Annotated in this window: 22 protein-coding genes; 15 read left to right on the top strand and 7 right to left on the bottom strand. The window is 70.5% G+C overall.

The features are described 5' to 3' along the window. Nucleotides 1–3: 3 nt before the first annotated feature. From OS889_RS08500 to OS889_RS08470, 7 genes are all read left to right on the top strand, one after another. A complete protein-coding gene (locus OS889_RS08500; protein ID WP_372389028.1) occupies nucleotides 4–942 on the top strand; it encodes an AAA family ATPase in 939 nt (312 codons plus the stop codon). Nucleotides 943–944: 2 nt separating this feature from the next. Further along, nucleotides 945–1,838 (top strand): DUF58 domain-containing protein, encoded by an 894-nt coding sequence (locus OS889_RS08495; protein ID WP_372389026.1) that lies wholly within the window; start codon nucleotides 945–947, stop codon nucleotides 1,836–1,838. 83 nt (nucleotides 1,839–1,921) lie between these two features. Further along, on the top strand, nucleotides 1,922–3,175 hold the full coding sequence (locus OS889_RS08490; protein ID WP_372389024.1) for an MFS transporter: 1,254 nt from the start codon (nucleotides 1,922–1,924) through the stop codon (nucleotides 3,173–3,175). Between the two features lie 92 nt (nucleotides 3,176–3,267). Beyond that, nucleotides 3,268–3,831, top strand: a complete 564-nt coding sequence (locus OS889_RS08485) for a thioredoxin family protein (RefSeq protein ID WP_372389021.1) — start codon at nucleotides 3,268–3,270, stop codon at nucleotides 3,829–3,831. An 88-nt stretch (nucleotides 3,832–3,919) separates the two neighbouring features. Next, on the top strand, nucleotides 3,920–4,300 hold the full coding sequence (locus OS889_RS08480; RefSeq protein ID WP_372389019.1) for a response regulator transcription factor: 381 nt from the start codon (nucleotides 3,920–3,922) through the stop codon (nucleotides 4,298–4,300). A gap of 1 nt (nucleotide 4,301) precedes the next feature. Then, a complete protein-coding gene (locus tag OS889_RS08475) occupies nucleotides 4,302–5,435 on the top strand; it encodes a HEAT repeat domain-containing protein (protein WP_372389016.1) in 1,134 nt (377 codons plus the stop codon). 40 nt (nucleotides 5,436–5,475) lie between these two features. Continuing rightward, complete coding sequence (locus tag OS889_RS08470; protein WP_372389014.1) at nucleotides 5,476–6,909, top strand: glycosyltransferase family 2 protein; 1,434 nt, start codon at nucleotides 5,476–5,478, stop codon at nucleotides 6,907–6,909. Between the two features lie 18 nt (nucleotides 6,910–6,927). On the opposite strand, the gene OS889_RS08465 is transcribed toward OS889_RS08470, so the two are convergent. Continuing rightward, complete coding sequence (locus tag OS889_RS08465; RefSeq protein ID WP_372389012.1) at nucleotides 6,928–8,088, bottom strand: sensor histidine kinase; 1,161 nt, start codon at nucleotides 8,086–8,088, stop codon at nucleotides 6,928–6,930. A gap of 92 nt (nucleotides 8,089–8,180) precedes the next feature. On the opposite strand from OS889_RS08465, the gene OS889_RS08460 reads away from it, so the two are divergent. Beyond that, a complete protein-coding gene (locus OS889_RS08460; RefSeq protein ID WP_372389010.1) occupies nucleotides 8,181–10,502 on the top strand; it encodes a glycoside hydrolase 5 family protein in 2,322 nt (773 codons plus the stop codon). 242 nt (nucleotides 10,503–10,744) lie between these two features. Here OS889_RS08460 and OS889_RS08455 read toward each other — a convergent pair whose 3' ends face one another. Together OS889_RS08455 and OS889_RS08450 are read right to left on the bottom strand one after the other, a co-directional pair. Beyond that, nucleotides 10,745–11,206: an RNA-binding protein gene (locus tag OS889_RS08455; RefSeq protein ID WP_372389008.1), complete on the bottom strand. Its 462-nt coding sequence runs from the start codon at nucleotides 11,204–11,206 to the stop codon at nucleotides 10,745–10,747. 36 nt (nucleotides 11,207–11,242) lie between these two features. Next, complete coding sequence (locus tag OS889_RS08450) at nucleotides 11,243–11,449, bottom strand: DUF1918 domain-containing protein (protein ID WP_372389006.1); 207 nt, start codon at nucleotides 11,447–11,449, stop codon at nucleotides 11,243–11,245. Between the two features lie 130 nt (nucleotides 11,450–11,579). Here OS889_RS08450 and OS889_RS08445 point away from each other — a divergent pair, with 130 nt between their 5' ends. Then, nucleotides 11,580–12,245 carry a DsbA family protein gene (locus OS889_RS08445; RefSeq protein ID WP_372389003.1) on the top strand — a complete coding sequence of 222 codons (666 nt, stop codon included), beginning with the start codon at nucleotides 11,580–11,582 and terminating at the stop codon, nucleotides 12,243–12,245. Between the two features lie 101 nt (nucleotides 12,246–12,346). Here OS889_RS08445 and OS889_RS08440 read toward each other — a convergent pair whose 3' ends face one another. Further along, nucleotides 12,347–13,648, bottom strand: coding sequence for a DUF7405 family protein (locus OS889_RS08440; RefSeq protein WP_372389000.1), 1,302 nt, complete (start codon nucleotides 13,646–13,648; stop codon nucleotides 12,347–12,349). 102 nt (nucleotides 13,649–13,750) lie between these two features. Here OS889_RS08440 and OS889_RS08435 point away from each other — a divergent pair, with 102 nt between their 5' ends. Next, complete coding sequence (locus tag OS889_RS08435; protein ID WP_372388998.1) at nucleotides 13,751–14,965, top strand: MFS transporter; 1,215 nt, start codon at nucleotides 13,751–13,753, stop codon at nucleotides 14,963–14,965. Nucleotides 14,966–15,065: 100 nt separating this feature from the next. Here OS889_RS08435 and OS889_RS08430 read toward each other — a convergent pair whose 3' ends face one another. Then, nucleotides 15,066–16,043, bottom strand: coding sequence for an aldo/keto reductase (locus OS889_RS08430; protein WP_372388997.1), 978 nt, complete (start codon nucleotides 16,041–16,043; stop codon nucleotides 15,066–15,068). A 132-nt stretch (nucleotides 16,044–16,175) separates the two neighbouring features. Here OS889_RS08430 and OS889_RS08425 point away from each other — a divergent pair, with 132 nt between their 5' ends. The 3 genes from OS889_RS08425 to OS889_RS08415 all read left to right on the top strand — a co-directional run bounded on the left by OS889_RS08425 (nucleotide 16,176) and on the right by OS889_RS08415 (nucleotide 18,697). Then, nucleotides 16,176–17,306, top strand: a complete 1,131-nt coding sequence (locus OS889_RS08425) for a bactofilin family protein (protein ID WP_372388994.1) — start codon at nucleotides 16,176–16,178, stop codon at nucleotides 17,304–17,306. 125 nt (nucleotides 17,307–17,431) lie between these two features. Then, complete coding sequence (locus tag OS889_RS08420) at nucleotides 17,432–18,142, top strand: YIP1 family protein (RefSeq protein WP_372388992.1); 711 nt, start codon at nucleotides 17,432–17,434, stop codon at nucleotides 18,140–18,142. Nucleotides 18,143–18,226: 84 nt separating this feature from the next. Further along, complete coding sequence (locus OS889_RS08415; RefSeq protein WP_372388990.1) at nucleotides 18,227–18,697, top strand: carotenoid biosynthesis protein; 471 nt, start codon at nucleotides 18,227–18,229, stop codon at nucleotides 18,695–18,697. A gap of 45 nt (nucleotides 18,698–18,742) precedes the next feature. Here OS889_RS08415 and OS889_RS08410 read toward each other — a convergent pair whose 3' ends face one another. After that, a complete protein-coding gene (locus OS889_RS08410; protein ID WP_372388988.1) occupies nucleotides 18,743–20,116 on the bottom strand; it encodes a methyl-accepting chemotaxis protein in 1,374 nt (457 codons plus the stop codon). 157 nt (nucleotides 20,117–20,273) lie between these two features. Then, complete coding sequence (locus OS889_RS08405) at nucleotides 20,274–20,615, bottom strand: DsrE family protein (protein WP_372388986.1); 342 nt, start codon at nucleotides 20,613–20,615, stop codon at nucleotides 20,274–20,276. A 130-nt stretch (nucleotides 20,616–20,745) separates the two neighbouring features. Here OS889_RS08405 and OS889_RS08400 point away from each other — a divergent pair, with 130 nt between their 5' ends. After that, on the top strand, nucleotides 20,746–21,333 hold the full coding sequence (locus OS889_RS08400) for a thymidine kinase (RefSeq protein ID WP_372388983.1): 588 nt from the start codon (nucleotides 20,746–20,748) through the stop codon (nucleotides 21,331–21,333). 10 nt (nucleotides 21,334–21,343) lie between these two features. Next, the gene (locus OS889_RS08395; RefSeq protein WP_372388981.1) at nucleotides 21,344–21,946 is read left to right on the top strand and encodes a YIP1 family protein; all 603 of its coding nucleotides are present in this window, start codon (nucleotides 21,344–21,346) and stop codon (nucleotides 21,944–21,946) included. The last annotated feature ends 44 nt before the right edge of the window (nucleotides 21,947–21,990 follow it).

The raw sequence follows: 21,990 nt of genomic DNA, 5'->3' as shown, positions 1-21,990 counted from the left end.
ACGATGAACGGAAACGACGAGATCGACCGGATCCAGCGCAGACTCGCCGCCCTCCGCGAGGAGGTCGCAAAGCGAATCGTCGGCCAGAGCGACGTCGTCGAGCAGCTGCTCGTCTGCCTGCTCTGCGACGGCAACGCGCTGATCGAGAGCAACCCCGGGCTCGGGAAGACGACGCTCGTGCGGACGATCGCGGAGGCGACGGACCTCTCCTTCTCGCGGATCCAGAACACCCCCGACCTGATGCCCGCGGATATCACCGGCACCGAGATCATCCGCGAGTCGGGCGGCGACAGGGAGTTCGTCTTCGAGCGCGGCCCGGTGTTCGCGAACCTCGTGCTGGCCGACGAGATCAACCGCGCGACGCCGAAGACCCAGGCGGCGCTCCTGGAGGCGATGCAGGAAAAGCAGGTGACGACCGCCGGCGAGACCCGCGAGCTCCCGCGGCCGTTCTTCGTCCTCGCGACGCAGAACCCGATCGACCAGGAGGGGACCTACCCCCTGCCGGAGGCCCAGACCGACCGCTTCCTCCTGAAGATCCTCGTCGAGTACCCCAGCCGCGACGAGGAGCGCGAGATCGTCGACCGCTACACGACGGGCGCGCCCGACCCGTCGGTCGACCGCGTGCTCTCGCGCGACGGCCTCCAGCGGGTCCAGCAGCTCGTCAGGGGGATGCCGATCGCCGACGACGTCCGCGACGACGTGATCGACCTCGTCAGGGAGACGCGGACGGACGAGGACGTCGAGTTCGGCGCGAGCCCGCGGGCCAGTATGGGCCTCGTGCTCGCGGCGAAGGCCCGGGCCTTCCTTGAGGGCCGCTCGCACGTCTCCTGGGAGGACGTCGAGGCGATGGCGCACCCGGTGCTCCGCCACCGGCTCATCGTCGACTTCCGGGCCGAGCGCGAGGGCGTGACGCCCGACGACGTCGTTTCGGACCTCCTGTGACGATGCCGATCGAGCCGTCCTTCCTCGACGAGCTCGCCCGGCTGGAGGCGTCGCTGACGCGGGAGACCGACTCGCGGCGTCGGGGCGAACAGGAATCGCCGGACGTCGGCGAGGGGCTCACCTTCAGCGACTACCGGCGCTACACGCCCGGCGACGACGTCCGCCTCGTCGACTGGCGGGTCTACGCCCGCACGGACGAGTACTTCATCAAGCAGTACGAGGCAGAGCGGAACCTCACGGTCCACGTCCTCCTCGACACGTCGGCGTCGATGGACTTCGGCGACGAGGGAGAACACAAATTCGCGTTCGGCGCGCGCTTCGCCCTCGCGTTCGCGTACTTCGCCGCCGCCGGACACGACTCCTTCCGCGTCTCGACCATCGGCACCGACGTGGAGCGCCTGGACCGCGGCCGCTCGACCCGCGGGGAACTCCTCGCGCTTCTCGATCGGCTCAACGAGGTCGAGCCGGACGGGCGGACGGACTTCGCCGAGGCGCTGGCGACGTACGCGAAGACGATCCGCTCGCGCTCGCTCGTCGTCGTCGTCTCGGACTTCATCGACGACCCCGACGCGATCGAGGACGGGCTCGCCGCGCTCGGCCGGAGCGACGTCCTCCTCGTCCAGGTCGTCGCGCCCGCGGAGCGCGACCCCGACGTCGCCGGCGACGCCGTCTTCGAGGACCCCGAGACGGGGACGACCCAGCGCGCGTACTTCGCGGGCTCGACCGCCGAGTCCTACCGCGACCGGCTCGACGCGCACATCGACGACGTGGCCGCGCGGGCGCGCCGCCTGCGGGCGGACCACGTCGTCGTCGACACCGACGCCGACTTCTTCGAGTCGTTCGCGGAGGTCTGGCGGCGCCAGGACGAGCGGGAGCGACGGCGGCGGCGACGCTGAGCGGGCTCGGGAACTCGGGCGGACTCCCCTGCCGCCGCCCGCGTTTCGGCGAGTATATTTCGCTCCGGCGACGAGTGGCGGGCGTGACCGCAGGAGGGAACCGGCGCGTCGTCGCGCTCGTGACCGGCTCGCACTTCGTGAACCACTCGTACATCGTGATGCTGGCGCCGCTCGTGGGCGTGCTCGCCGCGCGGTTCGACGTCAGCATCGCGGCGATCGGGCTGGCGATCGGCGTGCAGAACGCGGTCATCCTCCTCCTGCAACTCCCGTTCGGCTACCTCTCGGACGCCTACAGCCGGACGCTCGTCCTCGCGATCTCGCTCATAGCGGGCACGCTGGGCGCGGTGCTCACCGCGGCGGCGACGTCGTACGCGTGGCTCATCGCCGCGCAGTTGGTCGTCGGGGTCGGCGTCGCCGGCCACCACCCCGCGCACTACCCGCTGCTGGCGTCGGCCACGTCGGACGCGAGCCGCGGCCGCGCCTACAGCGTCCACGCCTTCGGCGGCGCGGTCGGCCTCGCGGCACCCTTCGCCGTGGTGGCGGCGACGACCGCACTGGGGCTCTCCTGGCGGGTCGCGATCGGCGCCATCGGCGTCTTCGGCGCCGTCTACTCCGCGCTCTGCCTGCTCCAGTTCCGCGCCGTCGACGACGACATCACGCGCCCGGCGCTGGCCGAGCGCCCCGACGAGCGGCCGACCCTCCGGTCGGTCCCCGGCCGGATCCAGTCGCTCTTCCGAACCCTCGTCGCCTCCGAGGGGATCCTCGGGCTCACGCTGTTGGCCTTCCTCACGTCGGTCGCGGCGTGGACGATCCGGACGTACACGCCGAGCCTGCTCGCGGGCGGCTACGGGCTCCCGGACGGCACGGCGAGCGCGCTCACCTCGGCGATGCTGGCGGTCGGCGCCGGCCTGATCCTCGCGGGCGGGAGCCTCACCGACCGCGTCGGCGCCGGCCCCGTCGTGACCGCCGGCTACGCGGCGCTCGTGGTCGTCGCGGCGCTCCTGGCGACGCTCTCGCTCCCGCTCGCGGGAGTCGTGGTCGTGCTCCTCCTGAGCGGGAGCATCAGCTTCTCCCGGCCGGCCCGGTCGACCCTGGCCGACCGGCTCTCCGCGCGGGCCGACCTCGGGAAGAACTTCGCGCTCGTCACGATCGGGATCTCGCTCGGCGGCGTCGTCGCGCCGCCCGCGTTCGGCTACCTGATCGAGGCGGTGGGACTGGGCGCCTCGTTCGCCGCCGTGGCCGCCGTCGGCGCGCTCTCGCTCGGCCTCGGCTGGTGGGTCGTCCGCGACGCGGGACCGGACGCCTCGGCGGGAGCGGCGGTCGCCGGCGACGACTGACGCTGACCCTCCGGCGGTCCGAACACGCCCCGAGCGGCGGCGTCGCTTCCCGGAACGGACACGCATTTCATCGCGGAGACCCTATTGCCAATATGGTTCTGATGGAATCCGACTCCGAACTGGAGCGGGGCGACGAGGCGCCCGATTTCGAGCTGCCCGGCGCCGACGGCGACACGTACACCCTGGACGATTTCGCCGACTACGAGGCGCTGCTCGTGGTGTTCACGTGCAACCACTGTCCCTACGCCGAGGCGAAGGTCGACGAGCTGAATCACCTGGCCGGCGCCTACGACGACCTCGCGGTCGTCGGCGTCAACCCCAACGACGCCGAGGAGTACCCCGACGACTCCTTCGAGCGGATGCGAGAGCGCGTCGAGGACGGCGAAATCGAGTACACGGCGTACCTCCGCGACGAGTCCCAGGCGGTCGCGAGGGACTACGGCGCCGTCTGCACGCCGGACCCGTTCCTGTTCGCGAACGAGGGCGACGCGTTCCGCCTGGCGTTCCACTCGCGGATCGACGACGCGATGAACCCAGACGCCGAGCCCGAGCGCTACGAGATGCGCGAGGCCGTCGAGGCGCTGCTCGCGGGCGAGGAGATCCCGGTCGAAGAGACCCCCTCCCAGGGCTGTTCGATCAAGTGGCGCGACGAGTAGCGGCAGAGACGGCCGCGCGTCCGGCCGCGGCCTCGTCACGGGGTCGCGTGTCCGAAAGAACGAAACCGCTGTATTCCGAATTCGGCCTGTGTCTCAGGTGGCCGTCGTCGCCGACGACGACAGCACGATCCGGTCGCTGCTCCAGCACAAGCTCTCGTCGAGCGGCTTCTCGGTTCAGCTCTGCGAGGACGGCCAGGCGGCCCGCGACACGCTCGACACGATGGAGACAGACCCGGACGTCGTCGTCCTCGACGTGATGATGCCGCGGCTCAGCGGCATCCAACTGCTCCGGGCCATCCGCCGCGGCGAGGTCGGCGTCGACGAGGACGTCCCGGTCGTGATGCTCACCTCCCGCGGCCGCGAGGCGGACGTCCTCGACGGGCTCCAGTCGGGGTCCGACGACTACATCACGAAGCCGTTCAGCCCGAACGAACTCCTCGCCCGGATCCGGAAAGTCCTCGACGAGTGAGATGTCCGCCCGAACGCTCGCGGCGCTGCAGGTCGGTGCCGTCCCCCGATGGATCGTCGTCCTGTCGGCGCTCGTGCTCCTGTCGCTGCTCTTCTCGACGGCGGTGCTGACGATCGGCTACTCGGTGCTGCGCTACCTGCGGCGGCGCCGCCGCGACGCGGTCCGGGAAGACCTCCGCGCGGGCCTCCTGCAGCGGCTGTACGGCGGCGACGACCCGGACTGGGAGGCGTGGGTCGCGACGCTCTCGACGCGCGAGCGATCGGTCACGGAGGAGCTCCTGGACGAGTACCTGCGGGAACTCCGCGGCAGCGACGCGCGGGCGCTCTTCGGACTCGGGGAGGCGCTCGGAATCCCCGAACGGGCGCGGGCGGACCTGGCAAACGGCGACTACTACGAGCGGCTCGGCGCGCTCACCTGGCTGGGGCTGTTGCAGGACCCCCCGAGCGTCGAGGCGCTCGAACGACACTGCACCGGCACGCCCCGGGAACGGGCCGCGGCGGCGAAGGTCCTGTACCTGAGCGACTACCCGGACCTCCCGTCGAAGGGGGTGCGGCTCCTGCTGCGGGACGCCTCCGAGGCGTTCACCGTCTTCGGCATCGACACCCTCTATCGCGTCGTCGAGTCCGATCCCGGGCCGCTGTTCGAGCGCGCCGCCGCCGACGCGCACGCGTGGCCCCCGGCGCTCCTGCAGCAGGTACTCTTGGTCGCTCGCAACGTCAACACCGTCGTGGGCGACGCCGACCTCTCGTGGGTGGTGACCGCGCTGTCGAGCCCGGACGAGCGCACGAGGGCCGAGGCGGCGCGGGCGCTCGGCGGGTACGGCTGGCGGCCGTCGCTGCGCGGGGAGGTCGACGTCGGCGACCTGGGGATGGACCCGTCGCCGGCCGTCCGGGCGAGCGTCTATCGGATGCTCGGCGAGTGGGGCGACGCCGACGCCGTCGAGACGCTGGTGTGGCTGGCGGCGATGGAACCGGAGTCCCGGGCGCGGGTGGCCGCCGCCGAGGCGCTCGTCCCGCACCGCGAGCGATACGGCGTCTCGCCGCCGCCGGCCATCGCCGACGCCTGGTCGTGGGCGACCGCGCACGCATCGTTCGACGAACTCGCCGCGGACGTCTCGACGGAGCGCCGCCGATGAGGGTCGCGCCGTCGCCGCGGGACTCGGGAGGGCCTCGCTGATGGCGTCGGCCACCGAGCTCGCGGTCTGGCTGCTCACGGCCTCGGGACTCGTGGTCGTGCTCTACTACGTCGTCATCAACATCAACTACCTGCTGATCCACTCGCTGTCGCTCTTAGAGCTCAGAGACGACGTCCGCGAGTCCGAGTGGAATCCGCCCTTCCGGCCGTTCCAGAGCCCCTTCTACCCCGGGATGGCCGTCCTGGTTCCCGCCTACAACGAGGAGGCGACGATCACGGAGAGCCTCCGCTCGCTGCTCACGCTGAACTACCCGGACACGGAGATCGTCGTCGTGAACGACGGCTCCACCGACGACACCCTCGAAGTGCTCCACCGGGAGTTCGACCTGGCGCCGCTCGACGCCGAGATCCCCTACGACGTCCCCAGCGAGCCGATCCGAGGGACGTACCGCTCGGAGACCTACGAGAACCTACTCGTCGTCGACAAGGCAAACGGCGGCAAGAGCGACGCGCTCAACGCCGGGCTGTGGCTGACCGACAAGGAGCTGTTCTGTGCGGTCGACTCCGACACGATCATCGAACGCGACGCGCTCTTGCAGATCGTCCGCCCCTTCCTCCGGGACCCCCAGCGGGTCGTCGCCACCGGCGGGACGATCCGCGTCGCCAACGACTGCGTCGTCAAGGACGGCGTCGTCGAGGAGGTCCACCTCCCGAAGACCGGCCTCCCCGGCCTCCAGGTGATGGAGTACCTCCGGGCCTTCTACTCCGGGCGGCTCGGGCTGGACCGGCTCGAAGGGCTGATCCTCATCTCCGGCGCCTTCGGCGTGTTCCGCTCGGACTACGCCCGCGAGATCGGCGGCTACCGCCACGACACCATCACCGAGGACTTCGACATCGTCGTCCGCCTTCATCGGTATATGATCGAACACGACATCGAGTACGACGTCGAGTTCGTCCCCGAGCCGGTCGCCTGGACGGAGGTGCCGGCCTCACGGCGCGTGCTGGGCCGGCAGCGACGGCGGTGGTACCGCGGGATGATAGAGACGCTCGTCACCCACCGCGGGATGCTGTTCAATCCGAAATACGGCCGCGTCGGGACGTACATCCTCCCGGTGTTCGCCGCGGCCGAGGCTCTCGGCCCGCTCATCGAGGGCTTCGGCTACCTGCTGCTCCCGATCGCCGTGTACCTGGGCGTGCTCAACTTCGAGTTCTTCCTCGTGTTCTTCCTGCTCACCACCGGGTTCGGCGTCTTCCTCTCGTGGTTCGGTATCTTCAGCGAGGTCTGGAGCTACAACCGCTACGACCACCCCGTACAGATCGTTCGGCTGCTGTGGTACGGCGTCCTCGAAAACTTCGGCTACCGGCAGTACAAGACGTACCTCGCCTGGCGGGGGCTCGTCGAGTACCTCCGCGGCGAGCAGTCGTGGGGGGCGATGGAGCGGGCCGGCTTCGGCGGCGGCGACGAGAAGGAGTGAGGCGAACGTTGGGGGCGCTCAGGCCTCCACGTACTGGCGGTGGGCCGGCGCGGCCGCGTTCACCCCGGTCACGGTGAACGTCGTCCCCGCGTTGGAGGTGTCGACGGCGAGGTCCCACCCGTGGCCGGTGACGACGCGTTCGACGATGAGGAGGCCGAGGCCCAGGTCCTTGATGTCCTCCACGTCGTCGGGGTCTTCGAGCGCCGCGGCGACCGCGTCGGGGAGCCCCGGTCCGTCGTCGCTGACGGTGAAGCCCTCCGGGTGGTCGCTCACGGTCACCGACACGCCCGACTGGCAGTGCTCGTTCGCGTTCCGGAAGAGGTTCTCGAACAGCCGCTGGAGCCGCGCCCGGTCGGCGTTGATCGTCTTCGCGACGTCGAGGGTGAGCGTCGCGCTCCCGGTGCTGACGGTCTCCCACGCGTCCTCGGCGACCGAGGCGAGGTCGACCGGCTCGCGCTCGCCGACGTCGGCGCCCTCCTTCGCGAGCACGAGACACTCGCCGATGAGCGCGTCCATCCGCTCCAGCGAGCTGGCGACGCGTTCGAGGTAGCCGTGGACCTCGCCCTCGGTCCGATCGAGCGCGAGCTCGGTGTAGCCGATCGCGCCAGACAGCGGATTCCGGAGGTCGTGGGCGACGATCCCGGTGAACTCGTCGAGCCGCTCGTTCTGCCGCCGGAGCTCCTCTGTGTGTTTTTGCTGTTCGATCTCGCTGGCGATCCACTCGCCGAGCAGGGAGACGAACTGCTGTTCGCTCTCGGTGATCTCGGTCTGCCGCGGGTCGTCGGCCGAAAAGCAGATCGTCCCGTAGACCTCCCCGTCGACGACGACCGGCGCGCCGACGTAGCACTGCAAGCCCGTGACCTCGCGGGCGATGTCGTCGCTGTACCGGCTCTCAGCCGCGTCCGCGAACGCGACGGCCTCGCGCTTTTCGACGACGTGTCGGCACCACGTCTCGCCCAGTTCCGTCACCGACCCGGGCGCGTACTTCCCGCTCTCGATGTTCGTCTGGACGACCTCGTAATTGCCCTCGCCGGTGTAGGAGAGCACGCCGTAGTCGACGTCCAGGCGGTCGCGGCCGATGTCGATGGCGCGGGCGATCTTTTCGCTCGTGGACAGGTCCGAACTGGCGAGTTCGTACAGGTCCCTGAAGTACTGGGACTCGGGGGCCTCGGCGCACATTTGACTCAATCTCGGCCTCCCGGGATTTGGGTGTTGCCCTCCCCGCAGTTCTGTCAGAAGATATAGGCCGCTCGCCGACCCAGGGTCGCCCGATGGACGACGACCCGGCGCCCGTAGAGAGGCGCCGCCTGCTCCGCACGCTCGGCGTCGGTGGCATCGGGACGGTCCTCGCGGGGTGCGGCGGATCGGGCCGTTCCGGGAGCGAAGGGGAAAGAGCCGGGACTGATACCTCATCGGCGTCGGCGAGCGGGAACGGACCGAACGCCCTCGAAGGCGTTCGGGTCCGCGGTGACGGAATCCGGGTCCGACGCGACGGGGGCTGGGAGGACTTTCTCGTCCGCGGCGTCAACCTCGGGATGGGAAAGCCGGGGCGATTCCCCGGCGAGACCGCGATCACCCGCGCGGAGTACGATCGGTGGCTCGACGCGATGGCGGAGCTCAACGCGAACGCCATCCGCGTCTACACCGTCCACCCGCCGGCGTTCTACGAGGCGCTCGCCGCCCACAACGCCGACGCGGACCAGCCGCTGTACCTCCTGCACGGGAACTGGCTGCCGGCCGACCGCATCGAGGGCGAGACCACCGCCTACGACGACGGGGTCGCGGACGTCTTCGACGAGCGCGTGCGGACCGTCGTCGACGTCGTCAACGGGAACGCCCAGTTACCGGACCGCCCGGGCTACGCCAGCGGCTCGTTCGACGTCGACGTCTCGGCGTACCTGCTCGGCTACGTCGTCGGCGTCGAGTGGGAGCCGCAGTTCGTCGCGCGGACGAACGCCGACCACGAGGGCGGCCGCACGGACGGCCGGCTCGTCCGTGCGACAGACGCGGCGACGGCGTTCGACCGCTGGCTGGCCCGCCGGCTCGACGCGCTCGCGACGTACGCGGCCGAGACGTACGACCACCGCCGGCCGGTGAGCTTCGCCAACTGGCCGACGACGGATCACCTCTCACATCCCGCAGAGCCGTTCGCGTGGGAGGACGAGGTCTCGGTGAACCCGAACCACGTCGTCGCGGCCGACGCGTTCGATCCCGGGGTCTTCGCCACGTACCACGTCTACCCCTACTACCCGGACTTTATGAACTTCAGCCGGGAGTACGTCGCCGGCGACGGCGATGGGACCGCCCCGGCGGCCGGCTACGCCGGCTACCTGGACGATCTCGTGGCCGCGAACGACCACCCGGTCGTCGTCGGCGAGTACGGCGTGCCGTCGTCCCGGGGGAACGCGCACGAACACGTCGGCGGGATGGACCAGGGCCACCACACGGAGGCCCAGCAGGGCGAGTACGACGCCGAGCTCTTCGAGGCGATCGTCGGGGCCGGGACCGCCGGCGGGCTCGTCTTCGCCTGGCAGGACGAGTGGTTCAAGCGCACGTGGAACACGATGGAGTACACCGATCCCGACCGGCGGCCGTACTGGCTCAACGTCCAGTCGCCCGAGGAGTGCTTCGGCCTCCTGTCGTTCGATCCGAGCGCCGGCATCACGCTCTCGGGGAGCGACGCGGAGTGGGCGGACGCGACGCGAATCGCCAGCGGGTCGGCGTCGCCGGCCGTCTCGCTCGACGACGGGTACGACGCGGGACGGTCGCTTCGCGAACTCCGGGCGGCGGCCGACGAGGGGTACCTCTACCTCCGGCTCGCGCTCGACGACGTCGGCGACGCGTTCGACTGGGACCGGACGCGGGCGCTCGTCGCCCTCGACACGACGCCGGATCTGGGGAACACGTCGCTACTGCTGAACGCCGGCGTCGACGCCGGCTCGGGCGTCGATTTCGTCGTCGAACTCGGCGGCCCCGAGGACTCTCGCGTGTGGGTCGCGAGCCACTACGACCTCTTCTACTACGAGTACAGCGAGCGCGACGGCGTCCTCGATCCGGCGCCGTACGCGTCCGAGCCGGACAACGGCGTCTATCACCCCGTCAGACTCGCGACGAGCTATCCGCTCCGGATCCCGACGCAGGACCGGACGATCCCGTTCCGCTCGGTCGAGACCGGTGAACTGCGGTACGGAACCGCCGATCCGACGGCTCCGGCGTACGACTCGCTGACCGACGTCCACGCGGATCCCGACGCCGGAACGGTCGAACTGCGGCTCCCCTGGCAGCTCCTCCAGTTCCGCGATCCGAGCACGCGGACGGTCACCGGCGACATCTGGCAGGAGGGGCTCGACGCCGGCGAGCGAGTCGACGGGATCGGACTCGCCGCGCTGACGTACGCGCCGGGACCCAACGGCGCCGCTCGCGACCTGCCGGCACCGAGCAACGCCACCGATCTGCTCCCGGCCGACGGCGGATCGATCGAGACCGTCTCGGAGTTCGGACGCTTCCGGTGGGACACCTGGCAGACCCCCGACTACGCCGAACGCCGCAAGGAGTCGTTCGGGATTCTACGCGACGCGTACGGGCGGTACTGAGATCGATCGAGAGTCGACCGAGAGAAGCCGACTGTCCCGTCCGCGACGGCCGATCGTGCATCGTGGCGTTTGCAACTGAGTACTCGCTCGATCGCACCCGTCGTGCGATCCGATGAGTGAAGAGTTCAAACGCTACTGAATCTCCGAAGACGGTCCCATCGGCGCCGTGCGCTGACCGCCGACGCAGGGCGCCCGCGGGTGCGCGACACATCGCCCTGCGACGCCGCCGTGTCGCCTGCTCGCTATTCGCCGCTTCGGCCGCGATCGCTGGTCAGTTCCTCGGCCCGATCGAGCGCCTCGCGGGCGTTCTCGACGGCGGCTTCCTTCGTCGCGGGGTAGGCCTCGACCTTCGCGCGGAGCGTGATCCCGCCGCCGCGGCGGACCTCGCCGCGGAACGCCGACTGCTTGTCCAGCCGGAGGAACAGCTCGGTGTTGTCGGTGACGCGCTCGTCGAGCTCCGACAGCAGGTCCTCGAACGCCGGGAGCGTCGCGAGCCGCCCGAGGACGTGGCGGACGTCGTCGGCGTTTTCGACCCGCGCGGAGAGGACGACGATCCGGTCGCCGTGGTGGCCCTCGCTCTCCGTGCGCTCGACCTCGAAGTCCTCTGGGAGGAACGTCCGGAGGGCGCTCTCGACCCGCTTTTCGTCCTCGGTCTCGTAGCAGAAGGTCCGCAGATCGACGTAGTGAAACGGGATTCGCGGCATTGACGGCCCTACGCGTCGGGGGCTGAAAAACGCTCGTTACTCCGCGTCCGACTCGTCGTCGGCGTCCTCGGCGAGCTCCAGCTGGTCCGCGGAGATGCCGACCTCCTGGCCGTCGTCGAAGCCGACGGTGTAGGTCGCGTCGCCGAACATCGTCTCGACGACCTGCGTGATCGTGCCGACCTCGCCGTCGAACTCGCTGTGCTTGTCGTGCAGTACCACGCTGTCGTCTTCTTCGAACTCCATACCGGAGAGCGACGCGGAGCGGTGAAAAGTCGACTGGTTCCGGGCCGAGAGCGCTCCCGCGGACCCACCGGGGGCGACCGCGACGACCGGGACGAACGCGATTATAAGTCACCGGTCCCTTCGGCAGAGTATGGAACCCACACGACGGTCGTACCTCGCGGCGCTCTCCGGCGCGGTGGCGCTCGGCTCGACCGCCGGCTGTCTCGGTGGCTCCGGCGGAAACAGCGCGCTCCCGGACGGCTGCGACGTCGGCACCCTCGACAGCGTCTCCTCGCTTCCCCGGCCGGCGCTGGGGCCGAGCGACGCCTCCGTCACGGTGGACGTGTTCGAGGACTTCACCTGCCCGCACTGCCAGACGTTCACCCAGTCGGTCTACCCGAAGATCAAGTCGAACTACGTCGATCCGGGCGAGATCCGGTACCGCTTCTTCGACTTCCCGATCCCGGTGAGCGATTGGTCGTGGTTCGCCGCCTCGGCGGCCCGGGCGGTGCAGGACCGGAGCGACGCCGAGACCTTCTTCGCGTTCGCGAAGGGCGTCTACGAGAACCAGGACCGCCTCGCCGACGAGGGGTATCAGGTCGTCCACGACCTCGCGGACGACCTCGGCGTCGACGGCTGCGCCGTGGCCGGGGCCGCGAACCAGGAGCCCTACCGACCGGTCGTCGAATCCGACCGCGAACTGGGTCGCGAGCGCGGCGTGCCCGGCACGCCGGCCGTCTACGTCGACGGCGAACTGCTCGACACGTACGGCTGGGACGGGATCCAGAGCGCGATCGACAGCCGGCTCGACGGCTGATAGTGATTACTCTCACTGTTTACCGCCGAACGCCGTCACCGAGGATAGCGTTCGGCGGTAAGAGACGAGAGTAATCACTAGAGTCGGGAGGGCGCCATTCTTTAGTCGCCGAGCCCCGGCGTCGCTCCCGCGGGCGTCGGCAGCGCACGGAGCGACCGCGGCGGCACGAGGAAGTTCCCGCGGCGCTTCACGAAGATGTATTCGAGGATGCCGTTGTTCGCCCGCTGGCGGATGGTCGGGACCTCGGTCAGGTCGGTGCCGTTCATCGCCGCCCTCACCTCCTCGAAGGTCGAGATCCCGGACTGCAGACTCGGGAAGTGGAGGCTGGCCTCGCCGTCGTCGGTCGACTCGAAGTGGCGCCTGAGCGTCCGCACCGTCCCGTCGTCGGTGCGGTTCGCCCGCGCGGCCTTCTGTGCGTGGCCGACTCGCGCGTACTCGCGGGCGTGCTCACCGATCTCGTCGACGATCTCCGGCGTGATCCCGCTGCTCGCACCGAGGTTCTCGCCGACCCCCTCGACGAGGTCGCGCTCGGCGTGGACGGGCGAGAACATCTCCGCGACGCGCTCGTCGAAGGACTGCTCGCCGTACCAGTCGCCGAGCCGCATCCGGAGGTTCGAGACGTGCTTCGTGGTCCCGCCCGCGAAGGGGCCCGAGCGGACGGTGACGTAGTCCTCGGTCGCCTGATTCTCCCGGAATCCGGCCATAAACCCCATAAACAGCGGCGACGCCTCGGGGACGGGATTCGAGTCGGGGACGCCGTTCAGGTCGCCCTGGCGCTCGGCCGGCATCCCCGCGCCGACGAAGCCGGTCCGGCGGTCGGCGACGTCGAGGGCGTCCGTCAGCGGCGCTTCCATCTCGACGCCGTTCACCGTCGAGCGCCGGCCGCGGAGGCCCTCCTCCGCTTCGAGGACGACGTCCGCGCGGTCCGACGCCAGATGCAGGAGCGCGTCCTGCCGGTCGAACGTCGGCGTCTCGAAGGGCGAGAGCGCCCGGGGTTCGGGCAGATCGACCGAGTCGGGGAGGTCGTCGTCAAACCGAGCGAAGTACCGCGGGGAGTACGCAATCGACGACAGCAGTCCGTCGTGGCTCCGCTCGTACGCCCGATCGAGCGTCCGCAACGCGGACTCGACCGTCCGGCGGGCGTCCGGGCCGGGGGATCCGTCGCCCGGGAGCGTCAGATACAGCAGGATCTGGTGTCGGGGCAGGAGCCGATTGCCGTGTTCGTCGGTCCGGACGCGGTCGTTCCACGCGTGCTGACGTTCCGGGAGCGACGAGAGGTCCTCGGGGCCGTCGGGCACCGGTTCGTCGGCGCGGTCGAGACACGCCGAGAGCGCCGCCGCCCCGCCGGCCGCGACGGCGACCTTCAGCGTCTCGCGGCGCGTCCACCCGCTCTCGTCGACCATACCGGCGATAACGGAGGGACGGCTAAGTGGGTTTCTCTCGGCGTTGCGGGCGGGGGACGCCGAAACGACGCGGCTATCAGTTCGGAGGGTCTATCGGCGCGCGTGACTCGCCGCGGGACGCGGATCCGGCTCGCCGTCGGCGTGTGGGGCGTGCTCGTCTCGCAGGTGTTCCTCTACCCGGGAGTCGAGGATATCGTCGCGGCCCTGGGCGGCGACGGCGCCATCCGCGCGGGGATGTGGTTCCTCGTCGCGGAGTTCGCCGCCTTCGTCGCCTTCGCCAGCGTCTGGGGCGCCGCCAGCGACGCGCTCGGGCGACGGATGCCGCTCGCGGCCGCCGGGGCGCTCGGCGGCGCGGCCGGCTACCTCCTGCTCGCGGCCGCGCCGACGCTCGGCCTCCCCTTTGCGGGCGTCCTCCTCGTCCGACTGGTCGGCGGCGCCGCGACGATCGGCGCGTTCTCGCTTTCGATCACCGCGCTCGCCGATCTCGCGGGCGGGAACGGCCGGAATATGGGCGCCGCGGGCATCGCGATCGGCCTCGGCGCGGCGCTGGGGTCTGTGGTCGGCGGCCGCCTCGCCGACGCCGATCCGCTGTATCCGCTCTACGCGGCGGCGGCGACCCTCCTCGCGGTCGCGGCGCTGTTCCTGACCGTCTCGGAGGACCTGCCGAGCGCCGACCGGCTCCGCGTCGGCGACGCGCTCGGCCGCCTCCGGGAGCGCCCCGCGCTCGCGGTGCCGTACGCCTTCGGCTTCATCGACCGGATGACGGCCGGCTTCTTCGCGCTCGTCGGGGTCTACTACTTCCGCGACGCCTTCGGGCTGAGCGCCGGGGGCGCGGGGCTGGCGCTCGCGGCGTTCTTCGTCCCGTTCGCGCTGTTGCAGTACCCCGCGGGAGTGCTCTCGGACCGGATCGGCCGGGCGATCCCGGTCGTGGTCGGCTCGATCTGCTACGGGCTCGGGATCGTCGCCGTCGGCCTCGCGCCGAACGTCGTCGTCGCCGTCGCCGCGATGGTCGCGGTGGGGTCGCTCGGGGCCGGGGTCGCGCCCGCGACGATGGCGCTCGTCACGGACGTGGCCGCCGCAGCGGAGCGCGGCGCGGCGATGGGCGGCTTCAACGTCTTCGGGAGCCTGGGCTTCCTGGCGGGCTTCCTGCTCGGCGGACTCACCACCTCGGCGGCGGGCTACCTCACGTCGTTCCTCGTCGTCGGGCTCTCGGAGGTCGCGATCGCGCTCGTCGCGGCCCGCGCGGTGGTTCGGATCACCGCCGCAAACGGTGACGAGAGCGACGCCGAGCCGGTCGCGACCGGCCCGTCCGGGTGACGTCGAGTATCTGAATCGAATTGGGAATCAGAAATCGGGACCGGAAATCGGGAATAGGGAATCGGGAACCGGATTCGCCAGCCTCGCGGACCCGACCTGCCTACTCGTGGCCGGAGACGCGGACGGGCTCGTAGGGCTCTTCGAGGTACTCGACCTCGGAGTCCGAGAGGTCGATAGAGAGCGCCTCGACCGCGTCTTCGAGGTGCTCGATGCTCGTGGTGCCGACGATCGGCGCGTCGACGCGGTCGTCCTCGAACAGCCACGCGAGGCCGATCTGGGCCATCTTCACGCCCTTCTCCTCGGCGAGCTCCTGGACGCGCTCGTTGACCTCGCGGCCGCCGCCCTCCAGGTAGGGGTGCTGGTGGGCGTAGTCGTCGTTCTCGCCGCGGGTCGTCGCGCGGGCCTGCTCGTGGGGGCGCGCGAGCCACCCGCGGGCCAGCGGCGACCACGGGATGACGCCGACGTCCTGCTTGTCGCACAGCGGCAGCATCTCGCGTTCCTCCTCGCGGTAGAGGAGGTTGTAGTGGTTCTGCATCGTCGAGAACCGCGTGAGCCCCTGCCGTTCGGCGACGTGTTGGGCCTCCGCGAACTGATGGGCCCACATCGACGACGCGCCGAGGTACCGGGCCTTGCCTCGCCGGACGGCGTCGTCGAGCGCGCGCATCGTCTGCTCGATCGGGGTGTCGTAGTCCCAGCGGTGGATCTGGAGGAGGTCCAGCGTGTCCATCCCGAGCCGATCCAGGGAGTTGTCGAGCTCCTGCTCGATGGCCTTCTTCGAGAGCCCGCCGGAGTTCGGATCGTCGTCGTCCATCTGGAAGTACACCTTCGAGGCGACGACGAACTCGTCGCGGTCGTACTCGGAAAGCGCGTCGCCGAGCACCCGCTCGGAGCCGCCCTCGGAGTACATATTCGCCGTGTCGAAGAAGTTCACGCCGAGTTCGATCGCGCGGTCGACCAGCTCCTTGCCCTCCTCCTCGTCGAGCACCCAGTCGCGCCAGTCGATGTCGCCGAAGCTCATACAGCCGAGACAGATCTTCGAGACCGTCACGCCCGTGTCGCCGAGTGTCGTGTACTCCATAGCGGGGTCACGCGCCGGAGCGGCAAAAAGCTCAGCGCGGCGGCAGTCCCGACCGCTCGACCCGAACGGCGAGCATTTATAATCTATCCTATTGTATCGTCGAGTTGAGAGGTCCCCCTCTCGTGTTCACAGATGTCGAGCCTCCATCCACGGCTGGTAGTCGTTCTCGCGGCGCTCGTCGTCCTCGGCGGGCTTCCCGCGGTCGCGGTCGCACAGCAACCCGGATCCGGTCCGGGCAGTGACGGCTCCTTCGGCGGCGTCGTCCGCGTCGACGCGGGCGAGACGCGCGACGGCAACGTCGAGGCCGCGGCCGGGAGCGTCGTCGTCGCCGGCACGGTCCGCGGCGACGTCTCCGCGGCGGCCGGCTCGGTCCTCATAACCGACACCGGACGGGTGACGGGCGACGTCGAGGCCGCGGCCGGGAGCGTCGTCATCGAGGGCGCGGTCGAGGGCGACGTCAACGTCGGCGCCGCGTCCCTGGAAGTCCGCGAGGGCGCCCGGATCGGCGGCGCGCTCGAAGCCGGCGCCGCCGACGTCAGGCTCCTCGGAGCCGTCGGGGGCGACGCCACCGTCGGCGCCGACACCCTCGTCGTCGGTCCGAACGCCTCGATCGGCGGCTCGCTGACGTACGACGCCGAGACGGCGACGATCGACGACGGCGCCAGCGTCGCGGGCGGCGTGACGCGCGAGGACGACCTCTCGACCGAGGACCCCGATGTGTTCGGCGGGGGCGGCGCCTCGCTGCCGACGATCCCCGGCTGGGTCGGGACGGTCTACGGCGCGGTCGCGAACCTCCTCCTCGGGGCGGTCCTGCTCGTCGCCCTCCCCGGCTTCGGCCGCCGCGTCGTCGACGAGGTCCTCGACGAACCGCTTCACAGCGGCGGGATCGGCCTGCTCTCGATCGTCGCGATCCCGATCGCCCTCCTGATCCTGCTCGTCACGATCGTCGGCATCCCGCTGTCGCTCGCGGGCCTCGTCGCCTTCGCGATCGTCCTGTGGGTCGCGTCCGTCTACGGCGCGATCGCCGTAGGGACCTGGGCGCTGTCGCTCGCCGACTACGCGAACCGCTGGGCCGCGCTCCTCGTCGGCGTGGTCCTGGTGACGGTCCTCGGGGCGCTCCCCGTCGTCGGCGGCCTCGTCGATCTCGTCGTTCTGCTGCTCGGCCTCGGGGCGTTCGTCGCCGCCGTTCGCGGGTCGTCCCTCGACACTGAAGGCGGAAGCGGCGGCGACGTCGTCACGGCCGACACCGCACCCGCGGAGTGACCGACAGACGTCGTGTGCGGCGTCGGCGCGTCGCTTCGGCGTCACCGCGGTTTTCGAGCCCGTGACTCAAACTGGGATCGTAGTCATACCAACGTTTTCCGGCCGGCGGCGTGCAGGTGCCGGTGATGTCCCCCGTCACGCCGCTCGTCCGTCCCGGTCGGTTCTTCGCCGAGCGCGACGTCAATGTCGGGCACACGCTGGCCCTCCTCGCGCTCCACGTCTTTGCGCTCCCGCTGGGCGTCTGGGCCGTCGGTCGGATCCTCCAGGCGCGGATCGACGGCACCGTGATGGTCGACAACCCCAGCCGACCGTCCGAACAGTTCTGCGAGACCGCTCCCCAATCGATGGACGTGGGCTGCGACGCGCCCGCGGAGGTCGAACGGAACATCGACGCGCTCCTCGCCGACGCCGTCGGGGAGTTCATCGGACCGGTCCTCATCGGGATCGGGATCGTGATCGTCCTGGTCGCCGTCGTGCTCCACGCCGGAGCGAGGCTGTTCGACGGGGAGCGCGGCATCGCGACGTCGTTGGCCGTGTCGCTCTGGGGGCTCGTGCCCTCGCTCGTGAGCCTCGTCGTCGGGCTCGGCCTCCTGTTCGTCCTGATCGATCCGATCACCGTCACGACCCAGAGCGATCCGTCGGTACTGACAGAGCGCATCCGGGCCGACCTGGCGCCGCTGGTCCGCTGGCAACCGCTCGTGACCGGGGCGACGTCGCTGTGGTCCGGGCTCGTCTGGCGGGCCGGGCTCCGACACGAGCAGGGGCTGTCGAACGGTGCGGCGACGGGCACCGCCGGGACCGTTGCGCTCATCGTGTGGCTCCTCTCTCTCGCGTAGCCGAGGGGAACCGCAGACTCGGCCCGAGCCGCTCGCGGCCGTCGACCACCAACCGTTTTTCCGGTGGTCGCCGAAGGCGTCGGTATGACGAGCGGTCGCACCTTCGTCGCCACGACCGTCGCGGTGGGTCTCGTGGCCCTCGCACACGCGGCGGCGACCTGGCCGATCGCCGCGACGATCGCCCTGTTCGGGGGCGGCGCCGCGGTCGCGTTCGTCGCCGAGGCGGTCGTCGTCGCCCTCGGCTGGCTCGAACACCACCTCGGTCCGAAGGTCCTCGGCGTCCCCCTCTACGTCCTGTTCGGGTGGACCGGGGCGATCTACCTCGCGTTCCGACTCGCGCTCCTCGCGACCGACGGCTGGCTCGCCGTGGTCGCGGCCGGAACCGTCGCGACCGCCTACGACGTGCTGACCGACCACCGCGGCGTCGAGGAGGGATACTGGACGTACCTGGACGACCTCGGCGGGCCGCGCGTCCGGGCGGTCCCGTGGTGGAACTTCGCCGGGTGGTTCGCGATCAGTTGCCTCACCGCGGCGCTCGCCACCCCGTTCCTGTGATGCGTCTCATAATGTCTATTGTCAGAAGAAAACAGAGCGCGGGCGCTATTCGTCGACGGCGGTCGTGAGGTTCCGCTCCAGGGTCTCGACGCTGTGGCGGATCTCGGCGACCTGATCGGTCTGCTGTTGGTTCGCCGCGGCGAGTTCGGCGACCTCGTCGGCGATGCGTTCGACGCCCTCGACGGTCGAACTCAGCATCGCCGAGATATCTTCGGCGCTCGTCGCCTGCTCGTCGGTCGCGGTCGCGATCTGTTCCAACTGCTCGGAGACGTCCGCGATCGCCTCCTGGATCTCCCGCTGATTCGCGTTCACCGCCTCGATCTGGGACTCGATCTCGTCGACCTGTTTCGTCGTCTGTTCGATCCCGTCGACCGTCTCCGCGGCGATGGTCGCGATCGATTCGACGAGGCCCTCGATCCGCTCGGCCTCTTCCTTGGACTCCGTCGCCAGCGACTTCACCTCGTCGGCGACGACCGCGAAGCCTTCTCCGGCCTCGCCCGCGCGAGCGGCCTCGATGGAGGCGTTGAGCGCGAGGATGTTGATCTGGTCGGCGATGTCGTCGATCACCGCGACGACGTCGTCGATCTCGTCGACACGCTGTGCGAGGTCCTCGGCGTCGCCGGCCATCCGGTCGCTCGCGTCCGCGACGTCCTCGACCGTCTCCAGCAACTCGGTCGTCGACTCCTCGGACTCGGTCGCGAGTTCTGCGGTCTCGGAACTCTGCGTCGAAATCGTCTCGACGCTGGCGGCGACCTCCTCGGTCGTCGCGCTGAACGTCTGGATCTCGTCGTCGACGTCTCTGACGTGTTCGGCCTCCTCGTCGGCGACTTCTGCGATCACGTTCACGTTCTCTGTCACCTGCGAGGACGCCCGTTCGAGGTCGCTCACGGTCCCGTCGAGGTCCCGCTGGACCTGCTCTTGGACGCGCTGCATCGACTGGCGCTGCTCGACGAGGTCAGTCACTCGGGTCACGACCTCGAAGGCGCCGACGACCTCACCGTCGGGCCCGCGGAGCGGGACGCTCTTCGCGCGGATGTGCCAGTCGCTGCCGTCGGCGTGGGATCCCGAGCGGATCTCCGACTCCCGGACGGACTCGCCGGACTCCATCACCTTCTCCGCGAGGGTCTCGCTCGCGCTCTCGGTGCCGACGAGGTCGTAGGCGGACTCGCCGACCGCCTCGTCGGACGAGATGCCGATGAACGACTCGTTCTCCTGGTTCCACTGGGCGACGCGGCCGTCGCGGTCGACGGTGAACGCGGGGTCGGGGAACCGATCGACCAGCTCCCTGAAGAGGTGTCGCCAGTGGTCCCGCTCGGCGCGGTACCGTTCTGCGTCGCTCGCGTCCGCCGGGACCTCCGGCGCGAGCGTTGCCTCCTCAGCGAGCGGTGCGTTCTCGGGGGTGCGGGCTCGTTGTGCCATTACCCCGGGTGGGCCGTCGCAGCCATTTCAAGCTGTGTGTGTGAGTATCAACACTGATTATACTGGAGACAGTGGCGACTCGCGGCGATCCGGCTGGCCGGACGGCGACGGCTCGCTGCGACGCGCCGCCGCCGCGAACACCCGCGCGACCCGCGGCTCAGGGAACTTTGAGGTACGCGTAGCCCTCGTCTTGGAGACGTGCGAGTTCGCCGACGCCGGAGGGGACGAGGTCGACGTTCGCCAGCAGGTCCGTCGCCGCCATATCGCGGCTCGAAACGGAGTTCCGACACCCCAGGCAGCGGACCGGCGTCTCCCCGAGGGCGCGGACCTCCGTCGAGACCGGCGAGCCTGCCTCGACGGCCCGGATCGCGTCGCCGTTGACGAGCAGGACGACGTCGTCGACGTCTGCGGTGTCGTCCGCGAGGAGGTTCCGGACGTTCCCGAGCGCGTGGCGCCAGTCGTCGACGTCGCCGCTGGAGAGGTGGAAGACGACCTGCATACGCGTGGGTACGACAGGCGCCGTTTAGAAATTGGTGCTGGTGCTCGACGGGGTCGGCGAACGGCCGCCGGGGTTCCGCCGGCGGGCGAATGAACAACGGTTTTGCCCCTCGCCCGCGCTCGGAGGAGGTATGCACGCGATCACGAACAGCGGCTGGATCGAGGTCGTCACGGGCTCGATGTTCTCGGGGAAGACCGAGGAGATCCTCCGCCGGCTCCGACGCGCGGAGATCGCGGGCCAGGAGGTCGCGGTGTTCAAGCCCGCGGTCGACGACCGCTACGGCGAGACCACCGTCGGCTCCCACGTCGGCCGCCAGTGGGAGGCGACCGTCGTCCCCAGCGAGGGCGACGGCGTCTGGGAGATCCGCGAGTCGCTGAACGGCCAGGACGTCGTCGCGATCGACGAGGCGAACTTCTTCGGTCCCGAGCTCGTCGACGTCTGCCAGCGGCTGGCCGACGACGGCCGGCGCGTGCTCGTCTCCGGCATCGACCAGACCTACCGCGGCGAGCCGTTCGAGCCGCTCCCGCAGCTGATGGCCGTCGCGGAGTACGTCGACAAGCTCCAGGCGATCTGCGCGCAGTGCGGCGAGCCCGCGACGCGGAATCAGCGCTTCGTCGACGGCGAGCCCGCCCACGTCGACGATCCGACGATCGTCGTCGGCGCCGAGGAGTCCTACGAGGCGCGCTGCCGGAACTGTCATACCCTCCGGCGCGACTAACAGAAGCAACGTGACCACCTGGGTAGCCGATCCGGAGGGCGGCCGCGACCGCGGTCCGCGCGCCGTCGCCCGCGCCTGGCTCGAAGTCCTCCTCCGACCCCGGCAGTTCTTCGCGCACGGCGTCGCGCCCGGCGATCAGGCCCCCGGCCTCGTGTTCGCGGTCGTCGTCGCCCTCGGGTACACCGTCGGCCTCTTCGCGTTCGTCCCCGCGCGGATCCCCGACCTCGCGGGCGGGCCGGCCGTCTCCGCGTTCGTCGCGCTCGCCGCCGTCGCGCTCGTCGTCGCGCCGGCGACGCTCCACCTCACCGCGGCGCTCCAGACGGTCCTCCTGATCCTCGTCGTCGAGGACCGGGCGGGCGTCAGCGAGACCGTCCAGGTGATCGCCTACGCGGCCGCGCCCTGCGTCGTCGCGGGCGTGCCGATTCCCGCGGTCCGCGCGGGCTGTGCGCTCTACGGGGCCGCGCTGCTCGTCGTCGGCCTCCGCGTCGTCCACGGGACGTCGGCCGCGCGAGCGACCCTCGCCGGCGCGATTCCGGCGATGTTGCTCTTCGGAACCGTCTTCGGCGGCATCGACGCGGGGGAGGCGATCCTCCTGGCGCTCGGGCTGATCTGAGCGGCGGACGCTCCCCGCGCCCCCGCCGATCTCGCGGCTCCCCC

This window comes from Halobellus sp. MBLA0158 (assembly GCF_041477585.1).
Taxonomy (GTDB): domain Archaea; phylum Halobacteriota; class Halobacteria; order Halobacteriales; family Haloferacaceae; genus Haloquadratum; species Haloquadratum rubicundus.
This window is presented reverse-complemented; position numbering and strand designations above follow the sequence as displayed.